Source organism: Streptococcus sp. 2018110 (genome assembly GCF_019754115.1).
Taxonomy (GTDB): domain Bacteria; phylum Bacillota; class Bacilli; order Lactobacillales; family Streptococcaceae; genus Streptococcus; species Streptococcus hashimotonensis.
Map to the genome: position 1 here is coordinate 1 of NZ_JAIJZO010000003.1, position 26,405 is coordinate 26,405.

Annotated in this window: 26 protein-coding genes, 1 tRNA gene, 1 other RNA gene and 1 pseudogene; 21 read left to right on the forward strand and 8 right to left on the reverse strand. The window is 43.7% G+C overall.

Annotation, left to right across the window (positions count from 1 at the left end):
- The first annotated feature begins 241 nt into the window (after positions 1–241).
- Both K5Q34_RS03220 and K5Q34_RS03225 read left to right on the forward strand, forming a co-directional pair.
- A complete protein-coding gene (locus K5Q34_RS03220; RefSeq protein ID WP_205028554.1) occupies positions 242–601 on the forward strand; it encodes a DUF771 domain-containing protein in 360 nt (119 codons plus the stop codon).
- 50 nt (positions 602–651) lie between these two features.
- Positions 652–1,797 (forward strand): site-specific integrase, encoded by a 1,146-nt coding sequence (locus tag K5Q34_RS03225; RefSeq protein WP_205028553.1) that lies wholly within the window; start codon positions 652–654, stop codon positions 1,795–1,797.
- Positions 1,798–1,879: 82 nt separating this feature from the next.
- Here K5Q34_RS03225 and K5Q34_RS03230 read toward each other — a convergent pair.
- The 3 genes from K5Q34_RS03230 to K5Q34_RS03240 form a co-directional block, all read right to left on the reverse strand.
- A tRNA-Lys gene (locus K5Q34_RS03230) sits at positions 1,880–1,952 on the reverse strand.
- A 7-nt stretch (positions 1,953–1,959) separates the two neighbouring features.
- Positions 1,960–2,153: non-coding RNA, 6S RNA (gene ssrS / locus K5Q34_RS03235), on the reverse strand.
- A gap of 71 nt (positions 2,154–2,224) precedes the next feature.
- Positions 2,225–3,508, reverse strand: coding sequence for a replication-associated recombination protein A (locus tag K5Q34_RS03240; protein WP_172114875.1), 1,284 nt, complete (start codon positions 3,506–3,508; stop codon positions 2,225–2,227).
- Between the two features lie 69 nt (positions 3,509–3,577).
- Here K5Q34_RS03240 and K5Q34_RS03245 point away from each other — a divergent pair, with 69 nt between their 5' ends.
- Genes K5Q34_RS03245 through K5Q34_RS03255 form a run of 3 tightly spaced genes read left to right on the forward strand, consistent with a single transcriptional unit; the run spans position 3,578 to position 4,740 of the window.
- Entirely contained in the window at positions 3,578–3,913 is a 336-nt protein-coding gene (locus tag K5Q34_RS03245) for a MazG nucleotide pyrophosphohydrolase domain-containing protein (RefSeq protein ID WP_172114877.1), read from the forward strand.
- A gap of 1 nt (position 3,914) precedes the next feature.
- Positions 3,915–4,385, forward strand: a complete 471-nt coding sequence (locus K5Q34_RS03250) for a DUF3013 family protein (RefSeq protein ID WP_172114879.1) — start codon at positions 3,915–3,917, stop codon at positions 4,383–4,385.
- A gap of 1 nt (position 4,386) precedes the next feature.
- Positions 4,387–4,740, forward strand: a complete 354-nt coding sequence (locus K5Q34_RS03255; RefSeq protein WP_172114881.1) for an ASCH domain-containing protein — start codon at positions 4,387–4,389, stop codon at positions 4,738–4,740.
- A gap of 153 nt (positions 4,741–4,893) precedes the next feature.
- On the opposite strand, the gene K5Q34_RS03260 is transcribed toward K5Q34_RS03255, so the two are convergent.
- Complete coding sequence (locus K5Q34_RS03260) at positions 4,894–4,998, reverse strand: putative holin-like toxin (protein ID WP_221737275.1); 105 nt, start codon at positions 4,996–4,998, stop codon at positions 4,894–4,896.
- 213 nt (positions 4,999–5,211) lie between these two features.
- Between K5Q34_RS03260 and prmA the strand changes: the two genes are divergently transcribed.
- From prmA to K5Q34_RS03280, 4 genes and pseudogenes are all read left to right on the forward strand, one after another.
- Positions 5,212–6,165 (forward strand): 50S ribosomal protein L11 methyltransferase, encoded by a 954-nt coding sequence (gene prmA, locus K5Q34_RS03265; protein WP_221864513.1) that lies wholly within the window; start codon positions 5,212–5,214, stop codon positions 6,163–6,165.
- 1 nt (position 6,166) lies between these two features.
- Positions 6,167–6,913: a 16S rRNA (uracil(1498)-N(3))-methyltransferase gene (locus tag K5Q34_RS03270; RefSeq protein WP_208498289.1), complete on the forward strand. Its 747-nt coding sequence runs from the start codon at positions 6,167–6,169 to the stop codon at positions 6,911–6,913.
- A gap of 3 nt (positions 6,914–6,916) precedes the next feature.
- Positions 6,917–7,633: pseudogene (locus K5Q34_RS03275) on the forward strand (DUF554 domain-containing protein).
- Between the two features lie 242 nt (positions 7,634–7,875).
- Positions 7,876–8,433, forward strand: coding sequence for a hypothetical protein (locus K5Q34_RS03280; protein ID WP_024407692.1), 558 nt, complete (start codon positions 7,876–7,878; stop codon positions 8,431–8,433).
- Between the two features lie 134 nt (positions 8,434–8,567).
- Here K5Q34_RS03280 and K5Q34_RS03285 read toward each other — a convergent pair whose 3' ends face one another.
- Together K5Q34_RS03285 and sntA are read right to left on the reverse strand one after the other, a co-directional pair.
- Positions 8,568–9,092 carry a GNAT family N-acetyltransferase gene (locus K5Q34_RS03285; protein ID WP_044769025.1) on the reverse strand — a complete coding sequence of 175 codons (525 nt, stop codon included), beginning with the start codon at positions 9,090–9,092 and terminating at the stop codon, positions 8,568–8,570.
- Positions 9,093–9,147: 55 nt separating this feature from the next.
- A complete protein-coding gene (gene sntA / locus K5Q34_RS03290) occupies positions 9,148–11,589 on the reverse strand; it encodes a bifunctional 2',3'-cyclic-nucleotide 2'-phosphodiesterase/3'-nucleotidase (RefSeq protein WP_205026805.1) in 2,442 nt (813 codons plus the stop codon).
- A 256-nt stretch (positions 11,590–11,845) separates the two neighbouring features.
- Here sntA and K5Q34_RS03295 point away from each other — a divergent pair, with 256 nt between their 5' ends.
- From K5Q34_RS03295 to K5Q34_RS03310, 4 genes are all read left to right on the forward strand, one after another.
- Positions 11,846–14,047 (forward strand): bifunctional (p)ppGpp synthetase/guanosine-3',5'-bis(diphosphate) 3'-pyrophosphohydrolase, encoded by a 2,202-nt coding sequence (locus K5Q34_RS03295; RefSeq protein WP_014636726.1) that lies wholly within the window; start codon positions 11,846–11,848, stop codon positions 14,045–14,047.
- A gap of 1 nt (position 14,048) precedes the next feature.
- Positions 14,049–14,492, forward strand: coding sequence for a D-aminoacyl-tRNA deacylase (gene dtd / locus K5Q34_RS03300; RefSeq protein ID WP_105136556.1), 444 nt, complete (start codon positions 14,049–14,051; stop codon positions 14,490–14,492).
- 75 nt (positions 14,493–14,567) lie between these two features.
- Entirely contained in the window at positions 14,568–14,753 is a 186-nt protein-coding gene (locus K5Q34_RS03305) for a hypothetical protein (RefSeq protein ID WP_169051094.1), read from the forward strand.
- A 105-nt stretch (positions 14,754–14,858) separates the two neighbouring features.
- Positions 14,859–15,050 carry a hypothetical protein gene (locus K5Q34_RS03310; protein WP_238137229.1) on the forward strand — a complete coding sequence of 64 codons (192 nt, stop codon included), beginning with the start codon at positions 14,859–14,861 and terminating at the stop codon, positions 15,048–15,050.
- Positions 15,051–15,169: 119 nt separating this feature from the next.
- On the opposite strand, the gene K5Q34_RS03315 is transcribed toward K5Q34_RS03310, so the two are convergent.
- A complete protein-coding gene (locus tag K5Q34_RS03315) occupies positions 15,170–15,829 on the reverse strand; it encodes a metal-dependent transcriptional regulator (RefSeq protein WP_172114892.1) in 660 nt (219 codons plus the stop codon).
- A 125-nt stretch (positions 15,830–15,954) separates the two neighbouring features.
- Here K5Q34_RS03315 and K5Q34_RS03320 point away from each other — a divergent pair, with 125 nt between their 5' ends.
- Positions 15,955–16,878, forward strand: coding sequence for a metal ABC transporter solute-binding protein, Zn/Mn family (locus K5Q34_RS03320; protein ID WP_044754415.1), 924 nt, complete (start codon positions 15,955–15,957; stop codon positions 16,876–16,878).
- Between the two features lie 230 nt (positions 16,879–17,108).
- On the opposite strand, the gene K5Q34_RS03325 is transcribed toward K5Q34_RS03320, so the two are convergent.
- Entirely contained in the window at positions 17,109–17,378 is a 270-nt protein-coding gene (locus K5Q34_RS03325) for a hypothetical protein (protein ID WP_253214082.1), read from the reverse strand.
- A gap of 43 nt (positions 17,379–17,421) precedes the next feature.
- On the opposite strand from K5Q34_RS03325, the gene K5Q34_RS03330 reads away from it, so the two are divergent.
- From K5Q34_RS03330 to K5Q34_RS03360, 7 genes are all read left to right on the forward strand, one after another.
- Positions 17,422–18,192, forward strand: coding sequence for a metal ABC transporter ATP-binding protein (locus tag K5Q34_RS03330; RefSeq protein ID WP_044768090.1), 771 nt, complete (start codon positions 17,422–17,424; stop codon positions 18,190–18,192).
- On the forward strand, positions 18,185–19,045 hold the full coding sequence (locus tag K5Q34_RS03335; protein WP_221864515.1) for a metal ABC transporter permease: 861 nt from the start codon (positions 18,185–18,187) through the stop codon (positions 19,043–19,045). Before K5Q34_RS03330 ends, K5Q34_RS03335 begins: the two co-directional genes overlap by 8 nt.
- Positions 19,038–19,877 (forward strand): metal ABC transporter permease, encoded by an 840-nt coding sequence (locus tag K5Q34_RS03340; RefSeq protein WP_014638790.1) that lies wholly within the window; start codon positions 19,038–19,040, stop codon positions 19,875–19,877. Before K5Q34_RS03335 ends, K5Q34_RS03340 begins: the two co-directional genes overlap by 8 nt.
- 55 nt (positions 19,878–19,932) lie before the next feature.
- The gene (locus tag K5Q34_RS03345; protein WP_221864516.1) at positions 19,933–21,825 is read left to right on the forward strand and encodes a M13 family metallopeptidase; all 1,893 of its coding nucleotides are present in this window, start codon (positions 19,933–19,935) and stop codon (positions 21,823–21,825) included.
- A 103-nt stretch (positions 21,826–21,928) separates the two neighbouring features.
- Entirely contained in the window at positions 21,929–24,430 is a 2,502-nt protein-coding gene (gene leuS / locus K5Q34_RS03350; RefSeq protein WP_221864517.1) for a leucine--tRNA ligase, read from the forward strand.
- A gap of 209 nt (positions 24,431–24,639) precedes the next feature.
- A complete protein-coding gene (locus K5Q34_RS03355) occupies positions 24,640–25,248 on the forward strand; it encodes a CHAP domain-containing protein (protein ID WP_044680372.1) in 609 nt (202 codons plus the stop codon).
- A 356-nt stretch (positions 25,249–25,604) separates the two neighbouring features.
- Positions 25,605–26,393 carry an amino acid ABC transporter substrate-binding protein gene (locus K5Q34_RS03360; protein WP_253214081.1) on the forward strand — a complete coding sequence of 263 codons (789 nt, stop codon included), beginning with the start codon at positions 25,605–25,607 and terminating at the stop codon, positions 26,391–26,393.
- Positions 26,394–26,405: the final 12 nt, after the last annotated feature.

Here is a 26,405-nt window from a genome sequence, read left to right on the forward strand (position 1 = left end):
TCAAACGTGATAATTTTGATAAAGTTTATGATATTATCGGTGAGATTTAGAATCTAGCCAATTTCATTTTAACTTAGAAGCAGGTCACTAAGTGGCTTGCTTTTTTATTTGGTCTCACGTGTAAAAATGTTCGGAAAAACATTCCGACGTGCCGATTCCAGGAGAAGAAATAGTTCGGAAAAACGCTCCGACGTGCCCATTCCTGGAAAAGAATTTGTTCGGAAATTGAAAGGAGTAATAAATGGTAGCGTTATTAGAGAGAAGAGATGTAAAACAGAGTCAAGTTTTTAATGTTTCAATTCCTATTCCAGAAAATTTGGTGGTAGTTGATAAAGATGAGTACTTACAGTTACTTTCAAAAACTGAAGAGGGCAAATGGTGGGTTGTAGATGATGTTTTAGAATTATTGTCAGTCAGTCGTAGTACATTAATCAACGATATTCTATTAAATCCAAGGTTTAAAAATGAGATGGATATTGAGCAAAACAAAGATGGATTCGTCTTGTATCCATCAGGTAAAGGCAGTCCATATAGATTTTTGGCAAGTAAAACTCGGAAATATTTTGAAGAAAATTTTGCGTCAATATTATTGTTTAAGTAAATATGATATACTATCAGGGATAAACTCCTTGATTTTTTTAAAGGAGAAAAATGGCTACATATAGACAAAGAGGTAAAAAGAAACTATGGGATTATAGAATTTATGGAAAAGATCGCCAATTGATTGCATTTGGTTCAGGTTTTCGGACAAAAAAGGAAGCAATGTATGAAGCAAGAGCAATTGAGCAAAAATTAGCTGTAAGATCTGTTTTTAAAACAAACGCTACATTATATGAAATGTGGATTGAATGGCATCGTTTGGTAATTATTCCTAGTAAGTTGAGTAAATCCTCAAAAGATAAACATATTCAACGTGGGAAGGTAATCAAAGAGTATTTTAATTCTGTTCCTGCAAATAAGATAACTCATAGTGAGTATCAGGACTTTATAAATGACTATTGTTCTAGGGTTTTAGTAGATCAAGTTTCAAGGTTTAATTCAGTAGTAAAAAATGTTATTGCTATGTCAAGTCGTGATGGGGCATTAATATCAGATTTTACTGACGGAGTTAAAATACAGGGTGAGAAGTCTCGGAAATCACCAGAGGAAAAGTATATAGATAGTACAGAGGATTATGAAAGAATATTAGTATATCTAAAATCTATAATGGACTATGAAAAATCTGTTATTCCATATATGCTATATACATATTTTACGACAGGCTATCGTCCAGGAGAGGGAGCTGCAATTTGTTGGGAAGATATAGATTTTGAAAGATTGGTCTTAAAAACATATAGAAGGTATTCTGGTGACAAAAAGAAATTCTATGGGCCTAAGACACCTTGGTCAGTTCGAGAAACACCCATAAGTCCAGAAATGGCAAGAATATTTTTGAAATTAAGAAGAGAGCAAGAAAAAGTGTTGAGTGAACGAGGTGTAGAGAATACTGAAAACTTGGTTTTTTTCAATTATTTGTATGGAGTCCCTACATGTACTGCAATTGTAAAATATTTGCGTAAAGTATTGAGAAAGCTAGAGTTGCCAGCAACCATGACAACGAATGGTACTCGTCATACTTACGGAAGTTACTTATTAGCAAAAAAAGTTGATATTTGGGTGGTGGCAAAAGTATTGGGACATAAAGATATTAAACAACTAATTGAAACTTATGGTCATCTTATGAAGGAAATAGAAGTTGAGAATCATGATGAAATTCGTAGACTGGTGACCTTTGATGAAGAAAAGTATAAAAAATAAAGTGTAGAACAAATGTAGAACAAATTCACTCAAAAAACGAGAAAAAGCCTTGATAAAACAAGACTTTCCTCATATCAACCAATCCTCCCTGTAGGGATCGAACCTACGACCCACGGATTAAGAGTCCGCTGCTCTGCCAGCTGAGCTAAGGAAGGGCAAAATAAAAATGCTGTATTGGTACCGGTTATTCATGAATTGTATTGATCCCGCACGCTAGAAGCAGGTGGGTGACGTGTTTTTGACTTAGTTGCTTCTGGGTGTACCAGCCTGCATACTGCCAAAAGATCTTTGTCTCCCTAGTAATACAAAAATAGTCGGTCAACACATAGGTATGAATTCGTATACCACAGCAGTTCTTATTTATGATTTAATATTACCACATTTTTAAAAAAAATCAAGAGAAAATCGGCAAAAAATGAAAACGTTATCAACTTTTTTTCTTATTTTGTTTTAGATGCTTGATTTTTTCTTGGGTCATGCCCAAGGCACGCTCGTATTTGCCGGTGTCATTGGCGGTAAAGTAGTCCGCATTCAGTAACTTGTCGGGCAGGTATTGTTGGTCCACCCATTTTTCAGGATAGGCGTGCGGATACTGGTAGCCAATAGCATTTCCCAGCTCCTTACTACCAGCATAATGGCCGTCCCGCAGGTGATTTGGAATAGGCAGATGACCATTTTTCCGCAAATCAGTCAGAGCTGCCTCCATAGCCAGATAGGCAGAATTAGACTTGGGAGAAAGAGCCAAATCGACTACTACATTGGCAATTAAAATGCGAGCCTCTGGAAAGCCGATTTTCTGAGCCGCTTCAAGTGCAGTCACCGTATGAATCTGAGCATCTGGATTGGCCAAGCCGATGTCTTCATAGGCAATGACCGTCAAGCGACGAGCCAGACTAGGCAGGTCTTCTGCCTCAATCAAACGAGCGGCGTAGTGGAGGCTGGCATTGACATCACTGCCTCGAATGGATTTTTGCAGGGCTGAGAGAATGTCGTAGTGGGCATCGCCGTTCTTGTCCATGCTGATGTAGGATTTTTGCAGGCTATTTTCTACGGCATCCAGATCAATGTGGCGGCTACCGTCCTTGCTTTCCTTGGTCGAAAGTACAGCCAGTTCTAGCGAATTGTAAGCGGCACGTAGGTCACCGTTGGTAGCATTGGCTAGGAAGTCCAGAGCCTCAGGCTCAATGGTGACGGGAAAATCAAAACCACGATCGGTGTCTGTCAGAGCCAGTTCCAAGGCTTGTCGGATGTGGCTGGTTTGCAAAGGATGCAATTCAAAAATCTGCACCCGACTACGAATGGCGGGCAGAATTGAGAAAAATGGATTTTCAGTCGTTGCCCCAATCATGATGATATTGCCATTTTCCAAGAGAGGAAGTAGAAAGTCCTGCTTGGTCTTGTTGAGACGGTGGATTTCATCGAGCATGAGGACCAGACCGCCAGAAAATTTAGCTTCTTCAGCGATTTCCTGCAGGCGTTTTTGGTTGTCGGTCGTGGCATTAAAGGTCCGAAAGGCATACTTGGTCGTGCCAGCAATAGCGGACGCAATCGAGGTTTTGCCAATCCCAGGCGGACCGTAGAGAATCATGGACGACAGCATATTGGCATCAATCATGCGACGGATAATCTTTCCAGGACCGACCAGGTGTTCCTGACCGATGACGTCATCAATGGATTTTGGCCGCATACGAAGGGCGAGATTGGCTGGCATAGGCTTCCTTTCAGTGCATTTATGGTATAATCATTATACTACAATTTTAGGATTTGGAGAGAAACGAAGATGACGGAGTTGACGGTGGGTGTTTTGGAAGAATACTTGCGTGACCACTATGGGACGACAGTTCCAGAGCAAAGTCTCTTTATGAAATTAGTGGAAGAAATTGGTGAAGTGGCAGAGCTACTGAATCAACGTGCAGGCCGCAAGATGATGGATGGCGAAGACGACAGCTCTGCTCGTCTGGCAGAAGAATTAGCTGACGTTATTCACTATGCTGTAGCCTTGGCAGCGGTGAATCAACTAGATTTAACCAAGTCCATTTTTGAGAAAGACAAGCAGTCTTCCGTCAAATACGGTCGAGAAATAAATTTATTGGAATTTATAGAAAAGAGGAAATAGGATGGCGAAACATGGCTTTTTAGATGTGCTGGAAGCGGCACTGGACAAACATTTTACTTACGATTACGAGCTCAACTGGGACAAGAAAAACCACGCAGTTGAGCTGGCTTTTATCTTGGAAGCACAGAACTCGGCTGGGGTTGAAACGGTGGACGACGAAGGCAATGCTTCTGCGGAGGATATTTTCTTGGAGGAGTATGTCCTTTTCTACAACCAGGACAAGTCCCGCTTTGATGCGGAAGACTACCTGGTCGCTCTGCCATTTGACGCCAAGAAGGGCTTTTCAGCAGAGTTTCTGACCTACTTCGCAGGTTTTCTCAAGGACACCGCCGACCAAGGTTTAGACGACCTCATGGACTTTTTGGCGGACCCAGAAGCCCAAGAGTTCGCGATTGCTTGGGACGGTGAGGCTTTTGAAAAAGGCAGAGCAGACTTGGTGGAAGGGGAATTTTATCCGTATCCGAGGTATTGAGATGGTTCATGAAATGTTACTGGCTCCAAAACCGTTTGAAATGATGAAGTCTGGTCAGAAGACCATTGAGCTACGACTTTACGATGAGAAGCGCAAGCATATACAAATTGGAGATCGCATCCGTTTTTATTGTACAGAGAATCAGACGCAAACGATCGAGGTGCAAGTATTAGATCTTCACATATTTGATAATTTTGCTCAGTTATACAAAGAACTGGATTTATTATCTTGGGGGTATACGCAAAGCAGTATCAGAGAGGCGAAACCAGAAGATATGGAAGTTTACTATTCGCGAGAACAGTTAGAACAATATGGTGCAGTAGGTATAGAATTGAGGGTAATAGATTCTATTTGACATTCCGTTTCCTCTCTTGCTTGACTGCGTGTGAAACTTTTGCTACTATAAAAATAGAAAAGGCGCTGAGTTCCAGCTCAACGCCCTGACAGGACCATAACGATGGTTCGGCTTTTGGACAAAATAGACCGCCAGCTTGAAATCTTGGGCGGTCTATTTTTTATCTAGCATGGTTACGATGATTGTAATGATCAAACCAAGCATATTTACAAGTAAGCTTGCAAAAGCTATGATGACCATTAGTTCATCTGCTGACAAATTAGGTTCTCCTTTCCGTTGGATTTTGTGTCTATTTGCATAGGCACCACCACCTTTCAGAAATCAGAACCACCGCTCAGATTTTCCTATCGTTTCATTTATTCGAAAATTATTTTGATTTTACTTACCTTATAACATTAACTTGTAAAATAGGTTAGAAATCGGTACAATAATACAGTGATTGACGCATAGAAAAGAAAAGGAACAACAAACATGAACTCATGGCAAGAATTAATGATTCACGTGCATCGTGATGCAGAAGAGGCAGTTTCAAATCTGATGATTGAAACGGGCAGTCAGGGGGTGGCGATTAGCGACTCGGCTGACTATGTGGGACAGGAGGACCGTTTTGGTGAACTCTATCCCGAGGTGGAGCAGTCGGATATGATTGCAATTACGGCCTATTATCCTGATACTGTAGATATTGAGGAAGTTAAGGCAGACTTGGCGACTCAATTGGCGGATTTGACAGGCTTTGGCTTGGAAACGGGTCAGGTCAGCCTAGAAAGTCAGGAATTGGCAGAGGAAGACTGGGCGGACAACTGGAAGAAATACTATGAGCCAGCCCGCATTACCCATGATTTGACCATTGTGCCGTCTTGGACCGACTATGAGGCGACTGCTGGTGAGAAGATTATCCGCCTGGATCCAGGTATGGCTTTCGGTACGGGAACCCACCCGACGACCAAGATGAGCCTCTTTGCCTTGGAGCAGGTTCTGCGTGGTGGCGAAACGGTCATTGACGTCGGCACAGGCTCAGGCGTCCTCTCCATTGCAAGTTCTCTCTTGGGTGCTAAGGAGATTTACGCCTATGACTTGGATGAAGTGGCGGTGCGTGTGGCCCAGGAAAACATTGACCTCAACGCCCACACCAGCAATATTCATGTTGCGGCAGGTGATCTCCTTCGTGGCGTTGATATTAAAGCAGAAGTTATCGTTGCCAACATCTTGGCGGATATTCTCATCCATCTGACCGAGGATGCCTACCGTCTGGTCAAGGACGAGGGCTATCTGATTATGAGCGGCATCATCGCGGACAAGTGGGACATGGTGCGAGCATCTGCGGAGGCGGCGGGCTTCTTCCTTGAGACCCACATGATTCAGGGCGAGTGGAATTGCTGCGTCTTCAAGAAAACAGCTGACCGCTCAGGTGTGATTGGAGGCTAGGATGCAGCAGTATTTTGTCAATGGCAGAGCACCACAGGGTGTTTTCCAGATTACCGATAAGGACACTGCCAAGCACATGTTTTCTGTTATGCGATTGCAGGCAGACGACCAGATTGTCCTGGTCTTTGATGACGGCATCAAACGCTTGGCACGGGTAGTGGACAGCCAGAGCCAATCTGTTGAAATTATCGAAGAACTGGTAGACAATGTTGAATTACCCGTTTCCGTGACCATTGCCATGGGCTTTCCCAAGGGAGATAAGCTCGAATTTGTCGCTCAAAAGGCAACAGAGTTAGGTATGGCAGCCCTCTGGGCCTTTCCAGCTGACTGGTCTGTGGTCAAATGGGACGGTAAAAAACTGGCAAAAAAAGCAGAAAAGTTAGAAAAAATCGCCCAAGGCGCAGCCGAACAAAGCAAACGCAATCGCATTCCGGCTGTTCGATTATTTGAGAAAAAAGCGGATTTCCTAGCCCAACTAGCAGACTTTGACCAGATTATTTTAGCCTATGAAGAGGCCGCTAAAGAGGGCGAACAAGCCAATCTAGTGAAAATCTTGTCTGGCTTAGAAGCTGGTCAGTCAGTCCTTGTTATCATCGGTCCAGAAGGTGGCGTGTCGCCTGAGGAAGTCGCTACATTTGAAGGAGCAGGAGCGGTCAAGACAGGTCTAGGACCTCGTATCTTACGAGCGGAGACGGCTCCACTCTATGCCCTTTCTGCCATTAGCTACGCGACGGAATTGTTGAGGTAGTATATGTTTGCCTTAGGTACGATTATCAATACGGTGGCCATTGCCCTAGCAGGTTTGCTAGGGTCTTGGTTTGGACATTTACTGAAAGAACGGCATCAGTCGGGATTGACGATGGCCAGCGGCATTGCTATTCTATTTTTAGGGATTTCGGGAACGCTGACAGGTCTTTTAAGAGTGGAAAATGGTCAACTGGTCACCCAGAACACCCTGCTCTTTGTGCTCAGTCTGGCTTTTGGGACCTTTCTAGGCGAGGTCCTTTATATCGAAGGCTGGTTTGAAAAGCTGGGTATCTGGCTGCGTGAAAAGTCTGGCAATGGTCAGGACTCTCAGTTTTTGGATGCTTTTTTGACCGCCTCCCTGACTGTTTGTATCGGAGCCATGGCAATTATCGGCTCAATCCAAGACGGCTTGACAGGAGATTATACCCTCCTCGCCATTAAGAGCATTCTGGACTTTATCATCATCCTTATCATGACAGCAAGTCTGGGTAAGGGAGCAGGATTTTCCGCAGTACCGGTCTTGATTTTTCAAGGCTCTGTGACTCTTTTGGCGCGCTTGATTGAGCCTCTGATGACGGCTTAAGCCCTTGCCAATCTCTCCTTTATCGGCTCCGCCCTCATCTTCTGTGTCGGTGTCAATATCGTTTGGGACAAAAAGATTCGCGTGGCCAATATGCTGCCAGCCATCGTGATTGCAGTTATTTGGTCATATTTTACATGATTTGGTTTACATTTACATACTTGATTAGTTGTTTTTTAAAAAATATGTTGATATACTATAAGTTGTGATAAAGATGAATGATCTGTCGTTTTAAGGAAGAAGTTTGTCCCGAAAACACGTTAGCAAATAGTGAATGTATCGCTCCGAACGATTCGAACAAACAGGATCATGATGGATTCGTTCATAGCTCAATGGTCGTTGCAATTAGCGAAGATTGAGGAGATATGTGATGGAGATTGCCCATGAAAAGATTGAGTACCCCTATTTTTGCTGCTCTTGGATTTTTCTTGATAGTCTTTGTTGCTCTTAATCAATTTGGTAGAGTTCCAGGGACTAGCTATCAGATTATCTCGGAATTGGTTTTGTATAATCAAGCAACAGAGCAGACCTATGAGTTTGAAAATCATGAAGTGAGAAAGGCTTTTATTCGTCAATTATCGAGTACGTCTAGTCGAGGTTTTCAAGCGTCTGATAGTCGTACTTCTCTCGAAGCAACCTATCATGAAACCATTATGAGTGAAAATCTGATTTCTTCGATTTACGGTGGAGAAGAAGGCAGAATTATGGAGTTTAGTCGTCCTAGAAAAACGGCTTTGGGGAATCTCATTTTTGCTTCAGAAAGCGTTTCTTACCCTGTTTTTGCAAGGAAGTATGGAAACATTCGCTTGGAAACAACGATACTTTGTCAGGAGTTTAGAGTAGAGCAGCGGTTAGCGAATCAATCAAACTGGGTAGATTTGGGAACCTATACAGTAAAAAGTCCCAAAGAAACCCGCTATGTACCGATTTATTGGGAGTAGCGATATAAATATAAAAACGGCTCGAGTACGTCTTCGAGCTATTTTTATATGCTTTGATTAATTCATCTAGAGAGTATATGAGGGTAAAAAAAGAGCTTGAAAAAACAAGCTCTTGATTATTGCCCTGTTTTTTTTTACTGTCTTCGTTCAAACCTTAAAAGGTTAACTTGTCCCAATCCCTTCCAGTCTTCCTCAACTCGCCCGATTTGTTGGAAGCTATTCTTTATCAGTACCTTTTGTGAGGCTTGGTTTTCGGGTAGGACGAGGGCGACGATTTCTTTTATTTGGCATTCTTTTATCAAGTAATGGCAGAGCAGGCTAACTGCTTGGCTAGCCAGACCTTGATTCCAGAAGGCGTGGTGAATCCGATAACCAATGGTCACCGACGCAGACCGTTTCTTGTGGTCAAAAACTTCCAAAACGCCAATCAATTTCCTCCCGCATTCTACTCCTAGAAACAGGCGTTTTTTCTTGTCAAAATCTCTTTGGAAATGACCGATACGCTTGCGGAGAGTTTCTTTATTTTGTGTGGAGGTGTTGGGTGTCATCTGAAAGTGAATGGGGTTGGAATAGATTTCCCAGAGGTCTTCCAAATCGTTTTCTCGGATGAGGCGTAGGCATAAGGTTGCGCTAGTAAGGCGTGGAATGTTTTGGAACATAATTTCTCCTTTATAAAACAGAAGAGTTTGGGCTCCCAAACTCTTGCTGATTATTTTAATGTTCTTTTTTCTTAGTCCATGCGCCGACAAAACCAATCAAAGTGAGACCAAGCAGACTAAGCATAGAGGTAGCTTCTCCTGTTGCAGGGAGTGTCTTGGTGCTCGCTTGTGAATGTGGACTAGCCAATTTATGTTGTGGAGCAGGAGCTGGTGGATTTACCGCTGGAAGAGTAATTCGTTGACCAGATTCGAGTACAATATCTTGACCTGTGTTACCTTGATCTGACTGCTGTTCATCTGGAGTCACTACTTTAGGTTTAGTATAGACGAATTTGAACTCACCGAACCCTTCGCTGGCAGTTGAAGCCTGTAGGTAGACAATACCTTCTTGGTCAGCAACTAGAGCTTTCGCACGATCTGCTGTCAAGAAGCGGAGGTCGAGTCCCTTGATGCTATCTGTAAAGGTCCAGTTATTGTCTGCCGTAGGGTTGATAACTTTCTCAGCGATAATATAATTGATGATGGCTTGGCGGTTTTCCAGGTTGAGCAAGTAGTTGACAGAAGCTTCGCGGACCCCAGGGAAAGTACCGTTTGCACGGTAGTTGTTGGTCACGACGATGAATTCTTGATCAGCCGTCACATCTTGCCCATTGTATTGCAGATTCCGAACTCTGCTGGCAGTTTCGTTGACTACCTTACCATTACGATCGTATTTATTTGGTTGCGTAATATCGTACTGATAAGTTACTCCGTCAATAACGTCAAAATTGTAAGTGCGGAAATCTGTGTTGACTAGGTTTTGTGGCTCTGTTGAGCTTGGATCAACTTGGTTGAATTGCCCTGCGGACATTTCCAACCATTCTTTGAGTTGGGCACCGTTGACTTTTAAGATGGCTACAACGTTGTCGTAGAGGTAAAGGTCTGCTACGTTCTTGATGGCGATTGGGCCAGCAGGAATGTCTGTATAGGCTGAAGCATCGCCTCGAGTACCAGCCTTAAATGGTGCAGCCGCAGATAGGATTGGTAGATTAGCTTCTGAGGTACCCGCCAACTGTTGTTTTGCATACCAAATCTGTGCATTGTTAACAATCTGTACAGAAGGATCATCTTGAACAAGGGCAAAGAAGCTGTTGATTGGAGCAGTTGTTTCACCGACTTGTTGACGAACATATTTGATGGTTTCGTTATGAGCTTCTTTAGCAAGGTCGATGATGCGACCATCTGCTACAGATGATTTTGTATCGATTTTACGAATAGCCGCTTTGCTAGAAGTAGTTGTCCATTTGCCATCTTTAAAGACCAGATTGAGGTCGATGACGCCGAGGTGATCACCGTATTTACCCGCCATGGTGACAGGAGTGCCGTTGATTTTACCATTTGTATCATCCACGCCAGAGTATTTAGCATAGAAGCTTGGTTTTTCGGCAGTTCCTGGGAATTCTGCGTGGGAGTGACCTGTGATAACCGCATCAACTCCTGACAGGCTGGCGATTTGGTAACCGACATTTTCCTCGCCGACTTCATATTGGTCATCGCCGATACCTGAGTGGGAAAGGACCAGAACGATGTCTGCACCATTTTCTCGCATGGTTGGGATAATATCGCGAACAGCTTCAACTGCATCACGGACAATCACTTTTCCTTCTAGATAAGCTTTGTCCCAGTTGAGAATTTGAGGGGGAACAATCCCTGTAACACCGACATTTAGTGTAACCTTTTTACCCTCGGTGTCTGTGAATGTCTTTTTCACAATGGTATAAGGGGTGTAGAGAAAGTCTTTCGTAGTCGGATCGAGGACATTGGCATTGACTAGAGGCATGTTGGCTGTACGAATTACTTTTTCGAGGTAGGCAAGGCCGTAGTTAAATTCGTGGTTGCCAAGTGTGCCGACGTCAAATCCCAGCGTCTCTAAGGCGGCGTACATAGGATGTTGTTCGCCTTCTTCAATAGGATCAACGATAGACTTGTAATTTCCAAGAGGAGTACCTTGAATGGTGTCTCCATTATCTACCAATACAACATTTGGATTTTCTTTTTTTGCCTCTTCGATAAGAACAGCTGTTTTTGCCAGACCCAGCGTTTCCACTGGTTTATCTTGGTAATAGTCATAGTTGACCAAGTTCGTATGGAGGTCAGTTGTTGCGAGAATGCGAACATCAACAGTTTGTCCTTCAACAGGCTGACTAGTTTCAGTTGCAGCAGGAGTGACCGTGCGTGCTTCTGAAGCAGTTGTGTCAGTTGTCTCGCTCGTAGGATCACTAGTTTCAGCTGTCTCGGAAGAGCTTGGATTTTCAGCTTCGGTAGTGGCTGGAGCAGGAGATTCTGTACTATCAGCTTTCTCTGTGGTGTCAGTTTCAACTGGTACAGCCTGACTTGCTTCTGTTGAAGAAGCTGGAGTTGTGTTGAGAATCTCTTCGGCTTGAGCTAATTTTGGATTGCTTGCAGCCAAGAGAGCTAGTGTGAGTGCTATGGCACACTTACTGAAACGAAAATTCATAAGAATCCTCCATTTTCTTTTTTATAATAATCTTCTACAATCATTATACAGCTAAGAAATGCAAAATTCAAGACTAATTCTGAACGTTCGTTTGAAAAATGAGTGAAAACAACAAGAAAACGAAAGAAAACAAGAACGTTCGCTGAATCTGAACTTGGTTTAGATTGTTTGTAATTAGTAGTCTTATGTTAGATTCCTTTTTCTTTTTTCGTGAAAATGGTAGAATAGTAGGAAATATAAGAGGAAGAGTAGAGATATGAAAGAAATTAACTACACTGGGGAGGAAGTGGTTGCCTTGACAGCCACCTATTTACCGGAAGAAGATGTTATATTTGTCAAGAAAGCTTTGGATTTTGCGACAGAGGCACACAAGTCCCAATTTCGTAAATCGGGCGAACCCTATATTGTACACCCGATCCAGGTAGCAGGTATTTTAGCAGGACTCAAGCTGGATGCTGTGACGGTTGCCTGTGGTTTCTTACATGATGTGGTTGAGGATACGGATGTAACCTTGGATGATATGGAGGCTGAATTTGGTCCAGAGGTCCGCCATATTGTCGGTGGTGTGACCAAGCTGGGTAAGGTTGAGTATAAGTCACATGAGGAGCAGCTGGCTGAAAACCACCGAAATATGCTGATTGCTATGTCTCAAGATATGCGGGTAATTCTGGTCAAATTAGCCGACCGTTTGCATAACATGCGGACTCTTAAGCACTTGCGCAAGGACAAGCAGGAACGTATTTCACGTGAAACAATGGAAATCTATGCACCGCTTGCCCACCGTCTAGGTATTTCTTCTATCAAGTGGGAATTGGAAGATATGTCTTTCCGCTATCTCAATGAGATTGAATTCTACAAGATTACTCGAATGATGAGCGAGAAGCGTCGTGAACGGGAAGAGTTGGTCAATGAAGTTGTTGATAAGCTAAGAGACTATACAGAAGAGCGTCATCTACATGGTCAGATTTACGGTAGACCCAAGCATATTTACTCTATCTATCGCAAAATGCACGATAAGAAAAAGCGGTTTGATCAACTCTATGACTTGATTGCCATTCGTTGTATCATGGATACTCCGAGCGATGTCTATGCTATGTTAGGGTATATTCATGAATTGTGGAAACCTATGCCAGGTCGCTTCAAGGACTACATTGCCAACCAAAAAGCTAACGGCTACCAGTCTATTCATACCACGGTTTACGGACCGAGAGGTCCAATCGAGTTCCAAATTCGGACCATGGAAATGCATCAGGTGGCGGAATACGGGGTGGCAGCTCACTGGGCTTACAAGCGTGGTGGCAAGGCAACTGCCAGTGAAAAAGAGTTGCGCTGGATTAACAACCTGATTGAACTCCAAGAAGGAGCTGGGGATGCGCAAACCTTTGTAAATTCTGTCAAGGACGATATTTTTACAGAGCGTATTTACGTTTTCACGCCAGATGGTGCGGTGCGTGAATTGCCTAAGGACTCCGTACCGATTGACTTCGCCTATGAAATTCATACCAAGGTCGGCGAGCGGGCGACAGGTGCCAAGGTCAACGGCCGTATGGTGCCTCTGACGACCAAGCTTAAGACAGGCGATCAGGTGGAAATCATCACCTCAGCCAACTCTTTCGGTCCAAGTCGTGACTGGGTCAACCTGGTTAAAACCCACAAGGCTCGCAATAAAATCAAGCAGTTCTTCAAGAACCAGGACAAGGAATTGTCTGTTTCAAAAGGGCGTGAGATGCTTCAGAACCTACTCCAAGAAAATGGCTACGTTCCCAACCAATACCTGGACCGTCGTCACATGGATGAGGTCCTGCAAAAGACCAGCTATAAGACCGACGAATCCCTTTTTGCGGCAGTTGGTTTTGGAGAAGTTTCTGCCATATCAATCTTTAACCGTCTGACAGAAAAAGAGCGTCGCGAAGCTGAGCGGGCTAAGGCCAAAGCTGTCGCGGATGAATTGGTCAACGGTGGCGAAGTCAAACACGACAACAAAGATAGTCTGAAAATCCGTCACGAAGGTGGCGTGGTGATTGAAGGGGCGTCAGGCTTGCTGATACGGATTGCCAAATGTTGTAATCCAGTACCTGGCGATGAAATTGTCGGCTACATTACCAAGGGGCGTGGGGTAGCCGTTCACCGTGTAGACTGTATGAATCTCAAGAGCCAAGAAAACTATGATGTCCGCCTGATTGATGTGGACTGGGAGGATGAGAATTCGACCAAGGAATACATGGCAAACATTGACATCTACGGTCTCAACCGCTCAGGTCTTCTCAACGATGTTCTCAAGGTTTTGACCAATGCCAGCAAGAACATTTCTTCGGTTAATGCCCAGCCAACCAAGGATATGAAGTTTGCGACCATCCACGTTTCCTTTGGTATTTCCAACCTGGCAACCTTGACCAGTCTGGTGGACAAGATTAAGTCAGTGCCAGAAGTTTACTCAGTGAAAAGGACCAACGGATAAGATGAAAATTGTATTACAACGTGTATCACAGGCCAGTGTGACCATCGAAGGAAGTATCCATGGGCAAATTGAACAAGGGCTTTTGCTCCTAGTCGGTGTGGGGCCAGATGACAGCCAGGAAGACCTGGACTATGCTGTTCGGAAAATTGTCAATATGCGGATTTTTTCAGATGAGGCAGGCAAGATGAACAAGTCTGTTCAAGATATAGGGGGCAAGATTTTATCCATTTCCCAATTTACCCTTTTTGCGGACACCAAAAAAGGCAATCGCCCTGCTTTTACAGGAGCGGCAGCTCCTGCCCTAGCCAGCCAACTCTATGATGCTTTTAACAAAGCCCTGTCAGCCTTTGTGCCTGTTGAAGTGGGTATTTTTGGGGCGGATATGGCGGTCAGTCTGGTCAATGATGGGCCGGTGACCATTGTTTTGGATACGAAAAATAAGTAAAACTTTTGGCAATGGTATGTACTCTATTTGTGTATTTTGATATACTAATATTGAAAAATAGGTATGGAGGCTGCCATGAAAAAATTACTCAAAAATCATTTCTTTTATTTGACGACTGCGTTTCTTTTGATTTTAGTGATTTACTTTAGTGGAATAGATAAACGTTGGATTATTTTGGCAAGTTTTCTTTATTTCATTCCATCGCAGATTTTATACCGTCGTCGCCTAAAAGAGCGATTACAAGAAGACCAGCCCAAGTAGGTTGGTTTTTTCGACAGTATTGGTTATTTGAAAACAATGTGCTATAATAATATTGTCGAAAAGTAGTAGTTTATGCTTTGAAGTTAGGATGAGGTGAGCAAGAATATGAGAAAAATTTTTCAAGACCTTAATCAAGAGTATCTGGAAACCAGAAGTTCAGTTGGAGAAGATTGGCTGGAGTGGGTTATCCAGAGAAAGATGACCTGGGGCATGCGGTGGGGGTTGGTAGGGATTCTCATGTTTGTCTTGCAGCCTTTAACCTATAACCCTCACTTTCTATTGGGCTGTTTTATATAGGTTTCCTACTTTGGTTAGTGTATGTATGTGGGCAACTATTTTTTGCAGCCAGATCTATTTTCCGTAATTTGAAAAAGAGGTAACTATTTATTTTAGAAGAAAAAAATCGCTCAGCTTGTTTAGGCTGGGCGATTGCTTTTTTCGATGAATAATTGTTGAGCGATGGCTGTTGGGACGGCGAGCTCTTTGTCCTTGTACTGGATGGTGATGGTTTGGGCAAAGTGGTCGAAGTCTGTGACGGTTAGTAAATCGCCGACAGCTAATTCATGTTGTTCCAAGTACTGAAGGAGTTGATAGAAGTCATGGATACGGACAAGCTGGTAGTTCCCTGTCTCAGTTAGCTGTGACAGCCGTGTCTGGTAGCGTTCGATGAGCGGTTGTCCTGCTTGAGGAATGCTTCCCCCGTGAGGACAAGTTTGAGGCTGTTCCAGTAGCAGGTCTAGGCGATTGATAAAGTGATCTGAAACGGTGTGTTCTAAAATCTCAGCCTCTTCATGTACTTCTTCTGGAGAGTAGCCAAGTTGCTCAACTAAGAATACTTCAATCAAGCGGTGTTTGCGATAGAGGTTGGCTACCATTTCAAGGGCGGTTTGGCTGAGGAGATAACCTGCCTTGGCATCCTTAGAAATGAGCTCTTTGGCTACCATTTTTTTGAGCATTTCAGAAACGGCTGGTGCGGAGAAGGCCATCTTCTCTGCGATGAGTTTATTGGTAATTTTTTGGTCTAATTGACCCAGTTCATAAATACATTTTAGGTAATCTTCTTTGTTTGGTGTCATGAGAACTCGCTTTCTACTGAAACTATTATATCAAAAAATTTAAAAATCAGTTGACAAAACGAATTTTTTAGCTTAATCTAATTATATAGTTAGGTATGCTTAATAAAAATAAAAGGAGAACCTATATGAAGAAAATATTGTTCAGTTTTGCTCTGCTATTGTCCCTAATAGGGCTAGGAGCTTGTCGTCCATCGCAAACCACAGAAGGCTCTAGTAAGCCAAGAGTGGCTGTGACTACTTCCTTTCTCAATGACATGGTCTATCAGTTGGCGGGTGATGAGGTGGAACGTGATTTGCTGATTCCAGCAGGAGAAGACCCTCATTTGTACGTAGCCAAATCTAGTGATTTATCAAAATTACAAAAGGCTGACCTTGTTCTCTACCACGGTTTGCACTTTGAAGGTAAAATGGTTGAAGCTTTGGAGAAGACCGGAGTAGCTGTTTCTAAAAACTTTAATGCAAAAGACTTGAATACGATGGATGAGGATGGGGAAGAAATTGTCGATCCGCACTTTTGGTTTTCAATTCCCTTGTACAAGTCAGCTGTAGCTGTAGCTTCAGAGGAACTACAAAAACTCTTGCCTGCTAAAGCTGAGATGATTCAGAAAAATACAGAAAAATACCAAGCGCAGCTAGATGATTTGCATGCCTGGGTAGAAAAAGAATTAAGTGTGATTCCAAAAGAAAGTCGCTATTTGGTAACGCCACATGATGCCTTTAATTACTTTGCTGCTAGTTATGACTTCACTCTCTATGCTCCTCAGGGAGTGAGCACCGACTCAGAAGTGGCTAATAGTGACATGATTGAGACAGTTAACCTAATCATCGACCATAATATCAAGGCTATCTTTACAGAGTCTACAACTAATCCAGAACGCATGGAGAAATTGCAAGAGGCAGTAAAAGCCAAAGGTGGTCAGGTTGAAGTTGTTACTGGCGAAGGTAAGGAGTTATTCTCAGATTCTTTGGCACCAGAAGGCGAGGAAGGGGATACCTTTATCGACATGTACAAACATAATGTTACATTGATGGTTAAATATCTGAAATAGTACAGGTCGAACGGACTTGCTATTCAATGAAGACTAGAGAAATTGCCGAAGGTTATAGTTGAAAGGTACCAATATGAGGGACAATCAATTGTTTTGAGCACAAGCAGTATAGGACTCTTTTCATAGGAGGTGGCAACGCTTGGGGGAGGATAGGCGTTAGTAGCAAATCTGAGGTCCTTGACTAGAAATACTGTTTGCAGACCTCGGTGCTGTTGGTTCACAGCTGGACTTTATATATCAGTAGTCTGTGCGTGAATAGGGATTTCAAATGAGTAGTAAAAAGGACTCGGTCTAGGTCGAGTTCTTTCCGTTTTTGGACCATTTTTAACAGAATTATAAACATACAATTGAAAGAAGCATTGGTGCTTTGCGAAAATCAAATTCATGTACTGATGTGTTGAAATGAGCGAGGTATAGGGTTTGCCAGCAATTTGTTGATGCGGTATCTTAATCTTATCGACTTTCTCAGCTTGGTAGGTTGGTCTGATTTTGATTTTCATTGAGTATGAATGAGGTATATCATTTTTTAAAATAGGAGGAAATATGTCAGCAATCATTGAATTAAAAGATGTCAATTTAGCATATACAGCCAGCCAGACCATGGCTTTAGAAGATGTCAATTTGGTGATTCCCAGAGGGAGTCGGACGGCTATTGTTGGACCAAATGGTGCTGGGAAGTCCAGTCTGTTCAAGGTCATTTTGGGGTTGGAAAAACCTGACACAGGACAGGTTCGCTTGCTTGGTCAGGAGGCAGGTCTAGAGAGGGTGATTGCTCAAAAAGTAGCCTATATTCCCCAATCCAGTCAAGTAAACTGGCAATTTCCTGCAACAGTTTTTGAAATTGTTCTGATGGGACGCTTCGCTCATAGTAAGGGAATGTTTCGAAGACCGACTAAGGCTGATAGACAGATTGTTGAGCAGGCTCTAGAACGATTAAAAATTGCGGATTTACGCCATCGTCAGATTGATCAGCTTTCAGGTGGGCAGCGTCAGCGGGTATTTTTAGCGAGAGCCCTGGCACAGGAAGCAGAATTGTACCTTATGGATGAGCCTCTGGCAGGGATTGATCAGGCAACAGAAATCATGATCATGGATATGCTCAAGGAGTTCCAATGTGAAGGGAAAACTTCCATTGTCATTCATCATGACTTAACGACGCTGGATGCCTACTTTGATCACCTTGTCTGGCTTCATAAGCATGTGATTGATTCTGGTCCGATGGATGAGACTTTGACAAGCGAGAATTATCAGGCGACCTACGGTATAGGAAATGGGCTGTTTCTAGGAAATGCCAAAGGAGGCAGTCATGTTTGAGGTTTTCAAAGAGTATTCTTTCTGGACAGTTGCTTTAGGGACCGTTAGCCTAGCTGTAGCAGCCAGTACTATCGGAAGTATATCTGTTCTTACTAAACAGAGTTTGCTTGGGGATGCTCTTGGGCATGCTTCTTATCCTGGAGTGATTGTCTCTTTCATGATTTTTCAGTCGCGACATCCTCTCTACTTGCTGTTAGGAGCAGTGTTATCAGGCTACCTTTCTTATGCACTTGTCCATTTGCTACGTCGAAAAGGTGGTCACAGCCTAGTCAATGCCCTTTCATTGGTGTCTGCTTCTTTCTTTGGTTTGGGAATGGTCTTGAAAAATGCTATTCAGGGAAATGAAGCCTTTGCAGGGTCTTCCCAGGCTGGATTGCAAACCTATCTATTTGGACAGGCAGCCTTTATTCAGCTGGATGATGTGATACTCATCGGACTCATTTCCCTATTGGCTTTGGTATTGTTTGCTTTCTTTTATCAAGACTATAAGCTGTATCTGTTTGATCAAACTTTTGCAAGGGTCATTGGTGTTCGTGTAAAGTACTTACAGCAGTTGACGATGTTTTTGATGATTTGCCTAATTGCAGTAGGATTAAAGTTGGTTGGAGCTATTTTGATGAGTAGTTTTTTGATTGCACCAGCTGTCTTTGGCTTGATGTTGGGAAAATCGTATCACAAGAGTCTGTTACTGGCAGGAATCGTTGCAATTGGGTCGGCTTTCGTAGGGACTTGGATTAGTTCTAGTGTATCGGGTTTGTCGACCGGACCGACTATTATCGTCTGTCTGACAGGTCTGACCCTGTCTGCATTTGTGTCTGTTACCTATGTCAGAAAGGAGAATGGTCGTGTTTGAAGTATTACTCATTTTGATGGTTATTGCTAGTTCTTGTGGCTTGCTTGGCTCGATACTGGTTGTAAAAAATCAATCAATGCTGGCAGATGCGCTATCGCATTCTGTCTTGCTTGGGATTGTTCTGGGATTTTTTATTAGTCACAGTTTGGATTCGCCGTTGCTAATAGTTGGTGCTAGTCTGTTTGGGTTATTATCGGTTCTTGCCATTGACCGTCTGCATAGTCGAAAGATAGCGCATGATGCCGCAACAGGTCTAGTTTTTTCTTTCTTTTTTGCGGTGGCGGTTTTGCTTATTTCTCTTTTTGCTCGCAATGTTCACTTGGATGTGGATCTGGTTTTGCAGGGGGAAGTACTTTTTGCTCCGCTTCATCGTATGGATGTTCTAGCCTGGTCACTCCCTGTTAGTCTGGTCAAGTCGAGTTTGGCTTGGTTGGTTATCGTTCTATTTTTTGCTTGGGCTTACCATCGTTTACAAGTGTACCTATTTGACAGCAACCATGCTCGTTTGTCTGGCTTACGAACAAGGATGTTAGAAATGGTCATTTTGATTCTAGTTTCCTTAACTACTGTTCTGGCCTTTGAAGCGATTGGCTCGATGACTGTTATTGTTTTCTTGGTGGCACCAAGTATGGCTGCCCTACGTTGGGTCAAATCCTTTTGGCAATTGCTTCTTTTAGGGCAAGGTATCGCTATTCTAACGGTTGTGCTAGGTTTTTTAGTGGCCAATCAACTGGATTTAACCATGTCAGGGACCTGTGCCGTTGTCAGCCTTTTTGTGGTTTGTTCGAGTATTATTCTAAAAAATACTTGGTCACGGTCATCTGATAAGTGAAATTGTCAGAATTTTTTGTTATTATAGTCATTAAGAAAGACAAAGGAGAGAATCAATGACACGTTTACAAGATGATTTTTACGAATACGTCAATGGTGAATGGGCAAAAACAGCCGTGATTCCAGACGATAAGCCAAGAACAGGTGGTTTCTCAGACCTGGCGGATGAGATTGAAAAGCTCATGATTGACACGACAAACGCTTGGTTGGCGGGAGAAGATGTCCCAGAAGATAGCGTTTTGCAAAACTTTGTAGCCTTCCACAAGCAAGTAGCCGACTATGAAACCCGTGACCGTCTGGGGGCAGAACCTGCTCAGGCCTTGATTGCAGAGTACAAGGCTCTCAACTCTTTCGAAGAATTTACCAGCAAGTTGGCAGAATATGAGTTGGCAGGCAAGCCAAACCTCATGCCTTTCGGTGTGGCACCTGACTTTATGGATGCGACCACCAACGTCCTCTGGGCGGACTCTCTAGGCATTATCCTGCCAGATACGACCTACTATGAGGAAGGGCATGAAAAAGGAGCAGAGTTACTCAAAATCTGGAGAGAGAGCCAAGAAGCCCTCCTGCCAAAATTTGGTTTCAGTGATGAGGAAATCAAGGACCTCTTGGACAAGCGTTTGGAACTGGATGCTACGATTGCCAAGTATGTCCTTTCAAATGAAGAAGGTTCTGAGTACGCCAAACTCTATCACCCCTACGAGTGGGCAGATTTTACTGCCTTGGCACCAGAGTTGCCTTTGGATGATTTCTTCATAGCGATTTTAGGTCAAACGCCAGACAAGATTATCGTGCCTGAGGAACGTTTCTGGCAGGCTGCCAAGGACATTTACAGTGCGGATAATTGGGAGCTTTTGAAGGCGACCTTGATTTTGAAAGCGGCAGGAGCTTATACAGCCTTCCTGTCGGATGAAATCCGTATTCTAGCAGGAGCCTACAGCCGTGCTCTTTCTGGTACACCGCAGGCTCAAAATCAAGAAAAAGCAGCCTATAACTTGGCACAAGGCTACTTTAACCAAGCCCTCGGTCTTTGGTATGCTGGGGAGAAATTCTCACCAGAGGCTAAGGCGGATGTGGAAGCAAAAGTTGCCAAGATGATTGAGGTTTACAAGTCTCGTTTGGAAACGGCAGACTGGTTGGCTCAGGAAACGCGTGACAAGGCCATTGTCAAACTCAATGTTATCAAGCCTTACATCGGCTACCCAGAAGCCTTGCCAGAGCGTTACTATAAGAAAATTGTTGACCCAAGCAAGTCCTTGGTGGAAAATGCCATCGAACTAAACAAGATTGACATTGCTCATGGTTGGAGCAAGTGGAACAAGCCTGTGGATATTAAGGAATGGGGTATGCCAGCCCACATGGTCAACGCCTACTATAACCCACAGAAAAACTTGATTGTCTTCCCGGCGGCGATTTTGCAGGCGCCATTCTACTCGCTAGAGCAGTCTTCATCAGCTAACTACGGCGGTATCGGTGCCGTGATTGCCCACGAGATTTCCCATGCCTTTGACTCCAACGGAGCTTCCTTTGATGAGCATGGCAGTCTAAACAACTGGTGGACAGAGGAAGACTATGCAGCCTTTGAAGCCCGTACCCAGCAGGTCATTGACCAGTTTGAGGGTCAGGACTCTTACGGTGCCAAAATCAATGGTAAATTGACCGTGTCAGAAAATATTGCCGACCTTGGTGGGATTGCAGCAGCCTTAGAAGCAGCCAAGTCAGAGGAAGACTTCTCCGCAGAGGAATTCTTCACTAACTTTGCTCGCATCTGGCGAATGAAGGCTCGTCCTGAGTACATGCAGATGTTGGCGAGTGTCGATGTCCACGCACCAGGTCATCTGCGTACTAACATTCAGTTGCCAAACTTCGATGAATTCCATGAAACCTTTGGCGTTCAAGAAGGCGACGGCATGTGGCGTGCAAAAGAAGACCGTGTGATTATTTGGTAAAAATGGGAAAACAGCTAGTGAAAACTGGCTGTTTTTTGTCTTTCCCAATTCCCCAAAAACGTGATATAATAGTAAAGATAATTTATTGACATGGAGAAATGACATGAGCTTCTACAATCACAAGGAAATCGAGCCCAAATGGCAGGAATTTTGGGCAAAAAATCATACCTTTAAGACGGGAACAGATGCGGACAAGCCAAACTTTTATGCCCTAGACATGTTCCCTTATCCATCTGGTGCGGGCTTGCACGTTGGTCACCCAGAGGGGTATACTGCGACAGATATTCTCAGCCGTTACAAGCGTGCCCAAGGTTACAACGTTCTTCACCCAATGGGGTGGGATGCCTTTGGTCTGCCAGCAGAGCAATACGCTATGGACACGGGAAATGACCCAGCTGACTTTACAGCGGAAAATATTGCCAACTTCAAGCGTCAGATTAACGCCCTTGGCTTTTCTTACGACTGGGACCGTGAGGTTAATACGACTGATCCTAACTACTACAAGTGGACTCAGTGGATTTTCACTAAGTTGTATGAAAAAGGCCTAGCCTACGAGGCAGAAGTGCCTGTCAACTGGGTGGAGGAATTGGGAACAGCTATCGCCAACGAAGAGGTCCTTCCTGACGGAACATCTGAGCGTGGTGGCTACCCAGTTGTTCGTAAGCCAATGCGTCAATGGATGTTGAAAATCACAGCCTATGCAGAGCGTCTGCTCAATGACTTGGAAGACGTTGATTGGCCAGAGTCGATCAAGGATATGCAACGCAACTGGATCGGCAAGTCAACGGGTGCCAATGTGACCTTCAAAATCAAGGACACAGACAAGGACTTCACTGTTTTCACAACTCGTCCTGATACGCTTTTTGGTGCGACCTACGCTGTCCTTGCTCCTGAGCATGATTTGGTCGACAGCATTACATCGCCTGAGCAGGCAGAAGCTGTGGCAGAATATAAATGCCAAGCCTCTCTTAAATCAGACCTTGCCCGTACAGATCTTGCCAAAGACAAGACAGGTGTTTGGACAGGTGCTTACGCAATCAACCCTGTGAACAACAAGGAAATTCCAATCTGGATTGCTGATTATGTCCTTGCAAGCTACGGAACAGGTGCTATCATGGCTGTTCCTGCCCACGATGAGCGTGACTGGGAATTTGCCAAACAGTTTGGTTTGGACATTATTCCAGTTTTGGAAGGTGGCAATGTAGAAGAAGCACCTTACACAGAAGATGGTGCCCACATCAACTCGGACTTCCTAGACGGTCTGAATAAGGAAGAAGCTATTGCCAAAATGGTGGCTTGGTTGGAAGAAAATGGTCTCGGTCAGGAGAAAATTTCCTATCGTCTCCGTGACTGGCTCTTCAGCCGTCAACGTTATTGGGGTGAGCCGATTCCAATCATCCACTGGGAAGATGGTACTTCCACAGCAGTCCCAGAAAATGAGTTACCTCTGGTATTGCCAAAAACCTCAGACATCAAGCCTTCAGGTACAGGGGAGTCCCCTCTTGCTAACTTGACAGACTGGTTGGAAGTGGTGCGTGAAGACGGCGTAAAAGGTCGCCGTGAGACCAACACCATGCCACAATGGGCGGGCTCTAGCTGGTACTATCTCCGATACATCGACCCGCACAACGATGAGAAATTGGCAGACGAGGAGCTTCTCAAAGCTTGGTTGCCAGTGGACATCTACATCGGTGGTGCCGAGCACGCAGTCCTTCACTTACTTTATGCTCGCTTCTGGCACAAGTTCCTCTATGACCTTGGCGTTGTACCGACCAAAGAGCCATTCCAAAAACTCTTTAACCAAGGGATGATTTTGGGAACTAGCTACCGCGACAGCCGTGGTGCCCTTGTAGCGACAGATAAGGTTGAAAAACGCGACGGTTCTTTCTTCAACATCGAAACTGGTGAGGAGTTGGAGCAGGCACCTGCTAAGATGTCCAAATCCCTTAAAAATGTGGTTAACCCAGATGATGTGGTCGAGCAATTCGGTGCGGACACCCTCCGTGTCTATGAGATGTTTATGGGTCCACTTGACGCGTCAATCGCTTGGTCAGAAGAAGGTCTCGAGGGCAGCCGTAAGTTCCTTGACCGTGTTTATCGCCTCGTGACGACCAAGGAGCTTGTGGCGGAAAATAGCGGAGCGCTTGATAAAGTTTACAATGAAACTGTGAAGACGGTGACAGAGCATATCGAAGACCTGAAATTCAACACGGCTATCGCCCAGCTCATGATTTTTGTCAACGCAGCCAACAAGGAAGAAAAGCTCTATGTCGAATACGCTAAAGGCTTTGTCCAACTGATTGCCCCATTTGCACCACACTTGGCAGAAGAACTCTGGCAGGGTCTGACAAATACTGGTCAGTCAATCAGCTATGTCGCATGGCCAACTTATGACGAAAGCAAGCTGGTAGAAAGCGAAGTGGAAATCGTTGTCCAAATCAAAGGCAAAGTAAAAGCTCGCTTGACTGTAGCCAAAGACTTAGCACCAGCTGAACTTGAAAAAGTTGCTCTGGCAGACGAAAAAGTCCAAGCTGAAATCGCTGGGCAAACAGTTGTGAAGGTGATTAGTGTTCCGAACAAATTGGTGAATATTGTTGTGAAGTAACCAAATTAGTGAATATCCTAGCGAAATAAATGTAAATAATAAGAAAACGACTTCCGTATTGGAGGCCGTTTTTTTGACAAAAAGTCCGAACACTGTGATTGTTAAGAGATTGCAAGTTATCTGTAATATTTGTTACATTTCTTTAAGCTCTCTGCAAGGATTATCCCTTAGGATAGATAGGGCAGAAAAACACGAAGGAATCAAATATTATGAGTTATCAAATGATAAAAAAACAATTCAAATTGGGACTGTTTACAGCCCTCATAGGAAATCTTTTATGGTTGGGAATGGTGAATGTCAGTGCAGATGACACAGTTATAAGCGATAGTCCGACAGTATCAGCGTTAACAAAAAAGGTTGAAGCTGCAAAAATAGCAGCCAAAGCTGCTGCAGAAAAAATTGTAGCTGAGAAAGCTGCAGCCACTGCAAAGGCTGCTTTGGCTACCAATATGGTGTCAGAGGTTGCTGTGGAATATACGGCTAATACCTATCCAGCTGGTCAGTGTACTTGGGGTGCCAAAGAAATGGCTCCTTGGGTCGGAAACTATTGGGGTAATGGTGGAGATTGGGCAGCTAGTGCGGCAGCGCTTGGATATGAAGTGGGAACTACTCCAAAAGTTGGCGCTATTGCTGTATGGACAGATGGAGGCTACGGTCATGTTGCCTATGTAACAGATGTGGCAGCTAACGGGCACATTCAAGTTAAGGAATCAAACTATGGTGGAGTATACTATCCAAGTAATGTCCGTGGTTTCTTTGATCCAACAACGACTAGCGAAGGGACAGTCAGCTATATTTACCCACCAGCTGGAGTATAATTAATATGAGATATAAAGACCGAGTAGGTCTCAGATTGAAGAAAAAGTCCATTTTGGGCAATTTTCTTCAATCTTTTTTCTTTATGTTGAAAATAAAACAACTCTCAGAAACGCCTGAATATCAATGTTTCTAAGAGTTTAATGACTTGCTATCTTTCGCAAACCTCTTCAATTTTTAATATTTTTAGGAGTTCGTCTACGTTCTGAGACCGAGTAGGTCTTTTTTTATGCTCCGATACTTGATTAAAAATTTTAATGTCCCTGATAGAAAAAATATATTGGCTGGAAATAGTTATTCATGATACTATTGTAAAATCTGAAAAAGAAAGTGTGTTTTAATTATGAAGAAAATAGCTATGTTTACAAGTTTATTGTTTGCGGGTATCGTGTTAGCAGCCTGCAATTCATCTGCAGGTACATCGAATAGTACAGACCAAACCCTCTTGGCACAAATTAAGGATGAAGGCGTTATTCAAATCGGTACTGAAGGTGCCTATGCTCCTTACTCTTACCACGATGAGAGCGGAAAACTGGTCGGTTATGATGTAGAAGTAGCCGAAGCCGTTGCTGAGAAATTGGGTGTTAAGGTGGAATTTGTTGAAACAGAATGGGATTCCATGATTGCAGGTTTGGATGCAGCCCGTTTTGATACTATCGCTAACCAAGTCGGTATTACAGATGAGCGTAAGGCAAAATACGATTTTTCAACACCATATACATACATCTATGGAGCCTTGGTAACACAGAAGGATAATACTGACATTACAAGCTTTGCAGATTTGTCTGGTAAGAAATCAGCCAACAGCTTGACAAGCAACTGGGCAGATTTGGCGCGTGAAAATGGTGCAAAAGTTGTCGGCGTGGATGGATTCTCTCAGGCAGTTGAATTGTTAAATACAGGTCGTGTGGATGCTACCATCAATGACAACTTGGTGTACTTGGATTATGTGAAACAGCATGCTGATGCACCGATTAAGGTTGTGACCTTGACGGATGACGTATCGACAACAGCCTTCCCAGTTGCAAAAGGAAATGAAGATCTTGTGAAAGAGATTGATGCAGCCTTGGCAGAATTGGCTAGTGAAGGAAAATTAGCTGAAATTTCAAACAAATACTTTGGTGAAGACGTATCAAAAGCTAAGTAATCAGGAGAAACA

What these genes read in the sequence shown, in the direction of transcription:
- dtd (WP_105136556.1), top strand. Translation starts at nt 14,049, where the DNA reads ATGAAAATTGTATTACAACGTGTATCACAGGCCAGTGTGACCATCGAA.
- K5Q34_RS03320 (WP_044754415.1), top strand. Translation starts at nt 15,955, where the DNA reads ATGAAGAAAATATTGTTCAGTTTTGCTCTGCTATTGTCCCTAATAGGG.
- sntA (WP_205026805.1), bottom strand. Translation starts at nt 11,589, where the DNA reads ATGAATTTTCGTTTCAGTAAGTGTGCCATAGCACTCACACTAGCTCTC.
- K5Q34_RS03335 (WP_221864515.1), top strand. Translation starts at nt 18,185, where the DNA reads ATGTTTGAGGTTTTCAAAGAGTATTCTTTCTGGACAGTTGCTTTAGGG.
- K5Q34_RS03250 (WP_172114879.1), top strand. Translation starts at nt 3,915, where the DNA reads ATGGCGAAACATGGCTTTTTAGATGTGCTGGAAGCGGCACTGGACAAA.
- K5Q34_RS03225 (WP_205028553.1), top strand. Translation starts at nt 652, where the DNA reads ATGGCTACATATAGACAAAGAGGTAAAAAGAAACTATGGGATTATAGA.
- K5Q34_RS03255 (WP_172114881.1), top strand. Translation starts at nt 4,387, where the DNA reads ATGGTTCATGAAATGTTACTGGCTCCAAAACCGTTTGAAATGATGAAG.
- K5Q34_RS03360 (WP_253214081.1), top strand. Translation starts at nt 25,605, where the DNA reads ATGTTTACAAGTTTATTGTTTGCGGGTATCGTGTTAGCAGCCTGCAAT.
- K5Q34_RS03305 (WP_169051094.1), top strand. Translation starts at nt 14,568, where the DNA reads ATGAAAAAATTACTCAAAAATCATTTCTTTTATTTGACGACTGCGTTT.
- leuS (WP_221864517.1), top strand. Translation starts at nt 21,929, where the DNA reads ATGAGCTTCTACAATCACAAGGAAATCGAGCCCAAATGGCAGGAATTT.
- K5Q34_RS03240 (WP_172114875.1), bottom strand. Translation starts at nt 3,508, where the DNA reads ATGCCAGCCAATCTCGCCCTTCGTATGCGGCCAAAATCCATTGATGAC.
- K5Q34_RS03285 (WP_044769025.1), bottom strand. Translation starts at nt 9,092, where the DNA reads ATGTTCCAAAACATTCCACGCCTTACTAGCGCAACCTTATGCCTACGC.
- K5Q34_RS03345 (WP_221864516.1), top strand. Translation starts at nt 19,933, where the DNA reads ATGACACGTTTACAAGATGATTTTTACGAATACGTCAATGGTGAATGG.
- K5Q34_RS03315 (WP_172114892.1), bottom strand. Translation starts at nt 15,829, where the DNA reads ATGACACCAAACAAAGAAGATTACCTAAAATGTATTTATGAACTGGGT.
- K5Q34_RS03330 (WP_044768090.1), top strand. Translation starts at nt 17,422, where the DNA reads ATGTCAGCAATCATTGAATTAAAAGATGTCAATTTAGCATATACAGCC.
- K5Q34_RS03325 (WP_253214082.1), bottom strand. Translation starts at nt 17,378, where the DNA reads ATGAAAATCAAAATCAGACCAACCTACCAAGCTGAGAAAGTCGATAAG.
- K5Q34_RS03245 (WP_172114877.1), top strand. Translation starts at nt 3,578, where the DNA reads ATGACGGAGTTGACGGTGGGTGTTTTGGAAGAATACTTGCGTGACCAC.
- K5Q34_RS03280 (WP_024407692.1), top strand. Translation starts at nt 7,876, where the DNA reads ATGAAAAGATTGAGTACCCCTATTTTTGCTGCTCTTGGATTTTTCTTG.
- K5Q34_RS03270 (WP_208498289.1), top strand. Translation starts at nt 6,167, where the DNA reads ATGCAGCAGTATTTTGTCAATGGCAGAGCACCACAGGGTGTTTTCCAG.
- K5Q34_RS03220 (WP_205028554.1), top strand. Translation starts at nt 242, where the DNA reads ATGGTAGCGTTATTAGAGAGAAGAGATGTAAAACAGAGTCAAGTTTTT.
- prmA (WP_221864513.1), top strand. Translation starts at nt 5,212, where the DNA reads ATGAACTCATGGCAAGAATTAATGATTCACGTGCATCGTGATGCAGAA.
- K5Q34_RS03295 (WP_014636726.1), top strand. Translation starts at nt 11,846, where the DNA reads ATGAAAGAAATTAACTACACTGGGGAGGAAGTGGTTGCCTTGACAGCC.
- K5Q34_RS03355 (WP_044680372.1), top strand. Translation starts at nt 24,640, where the DNA reads ATGAGTTATCAAATGATAAAAAAACAATTCAAATTGGGACTGTTTACA.
- K5Q34_RS03310 (WP_238137229.1), top strand. Translation starts at nt 14,859, where the DNA reads ATGAGAAAAATTTTTCAAGACCTTAATCAAGAGTATCTGGAAACCAGA.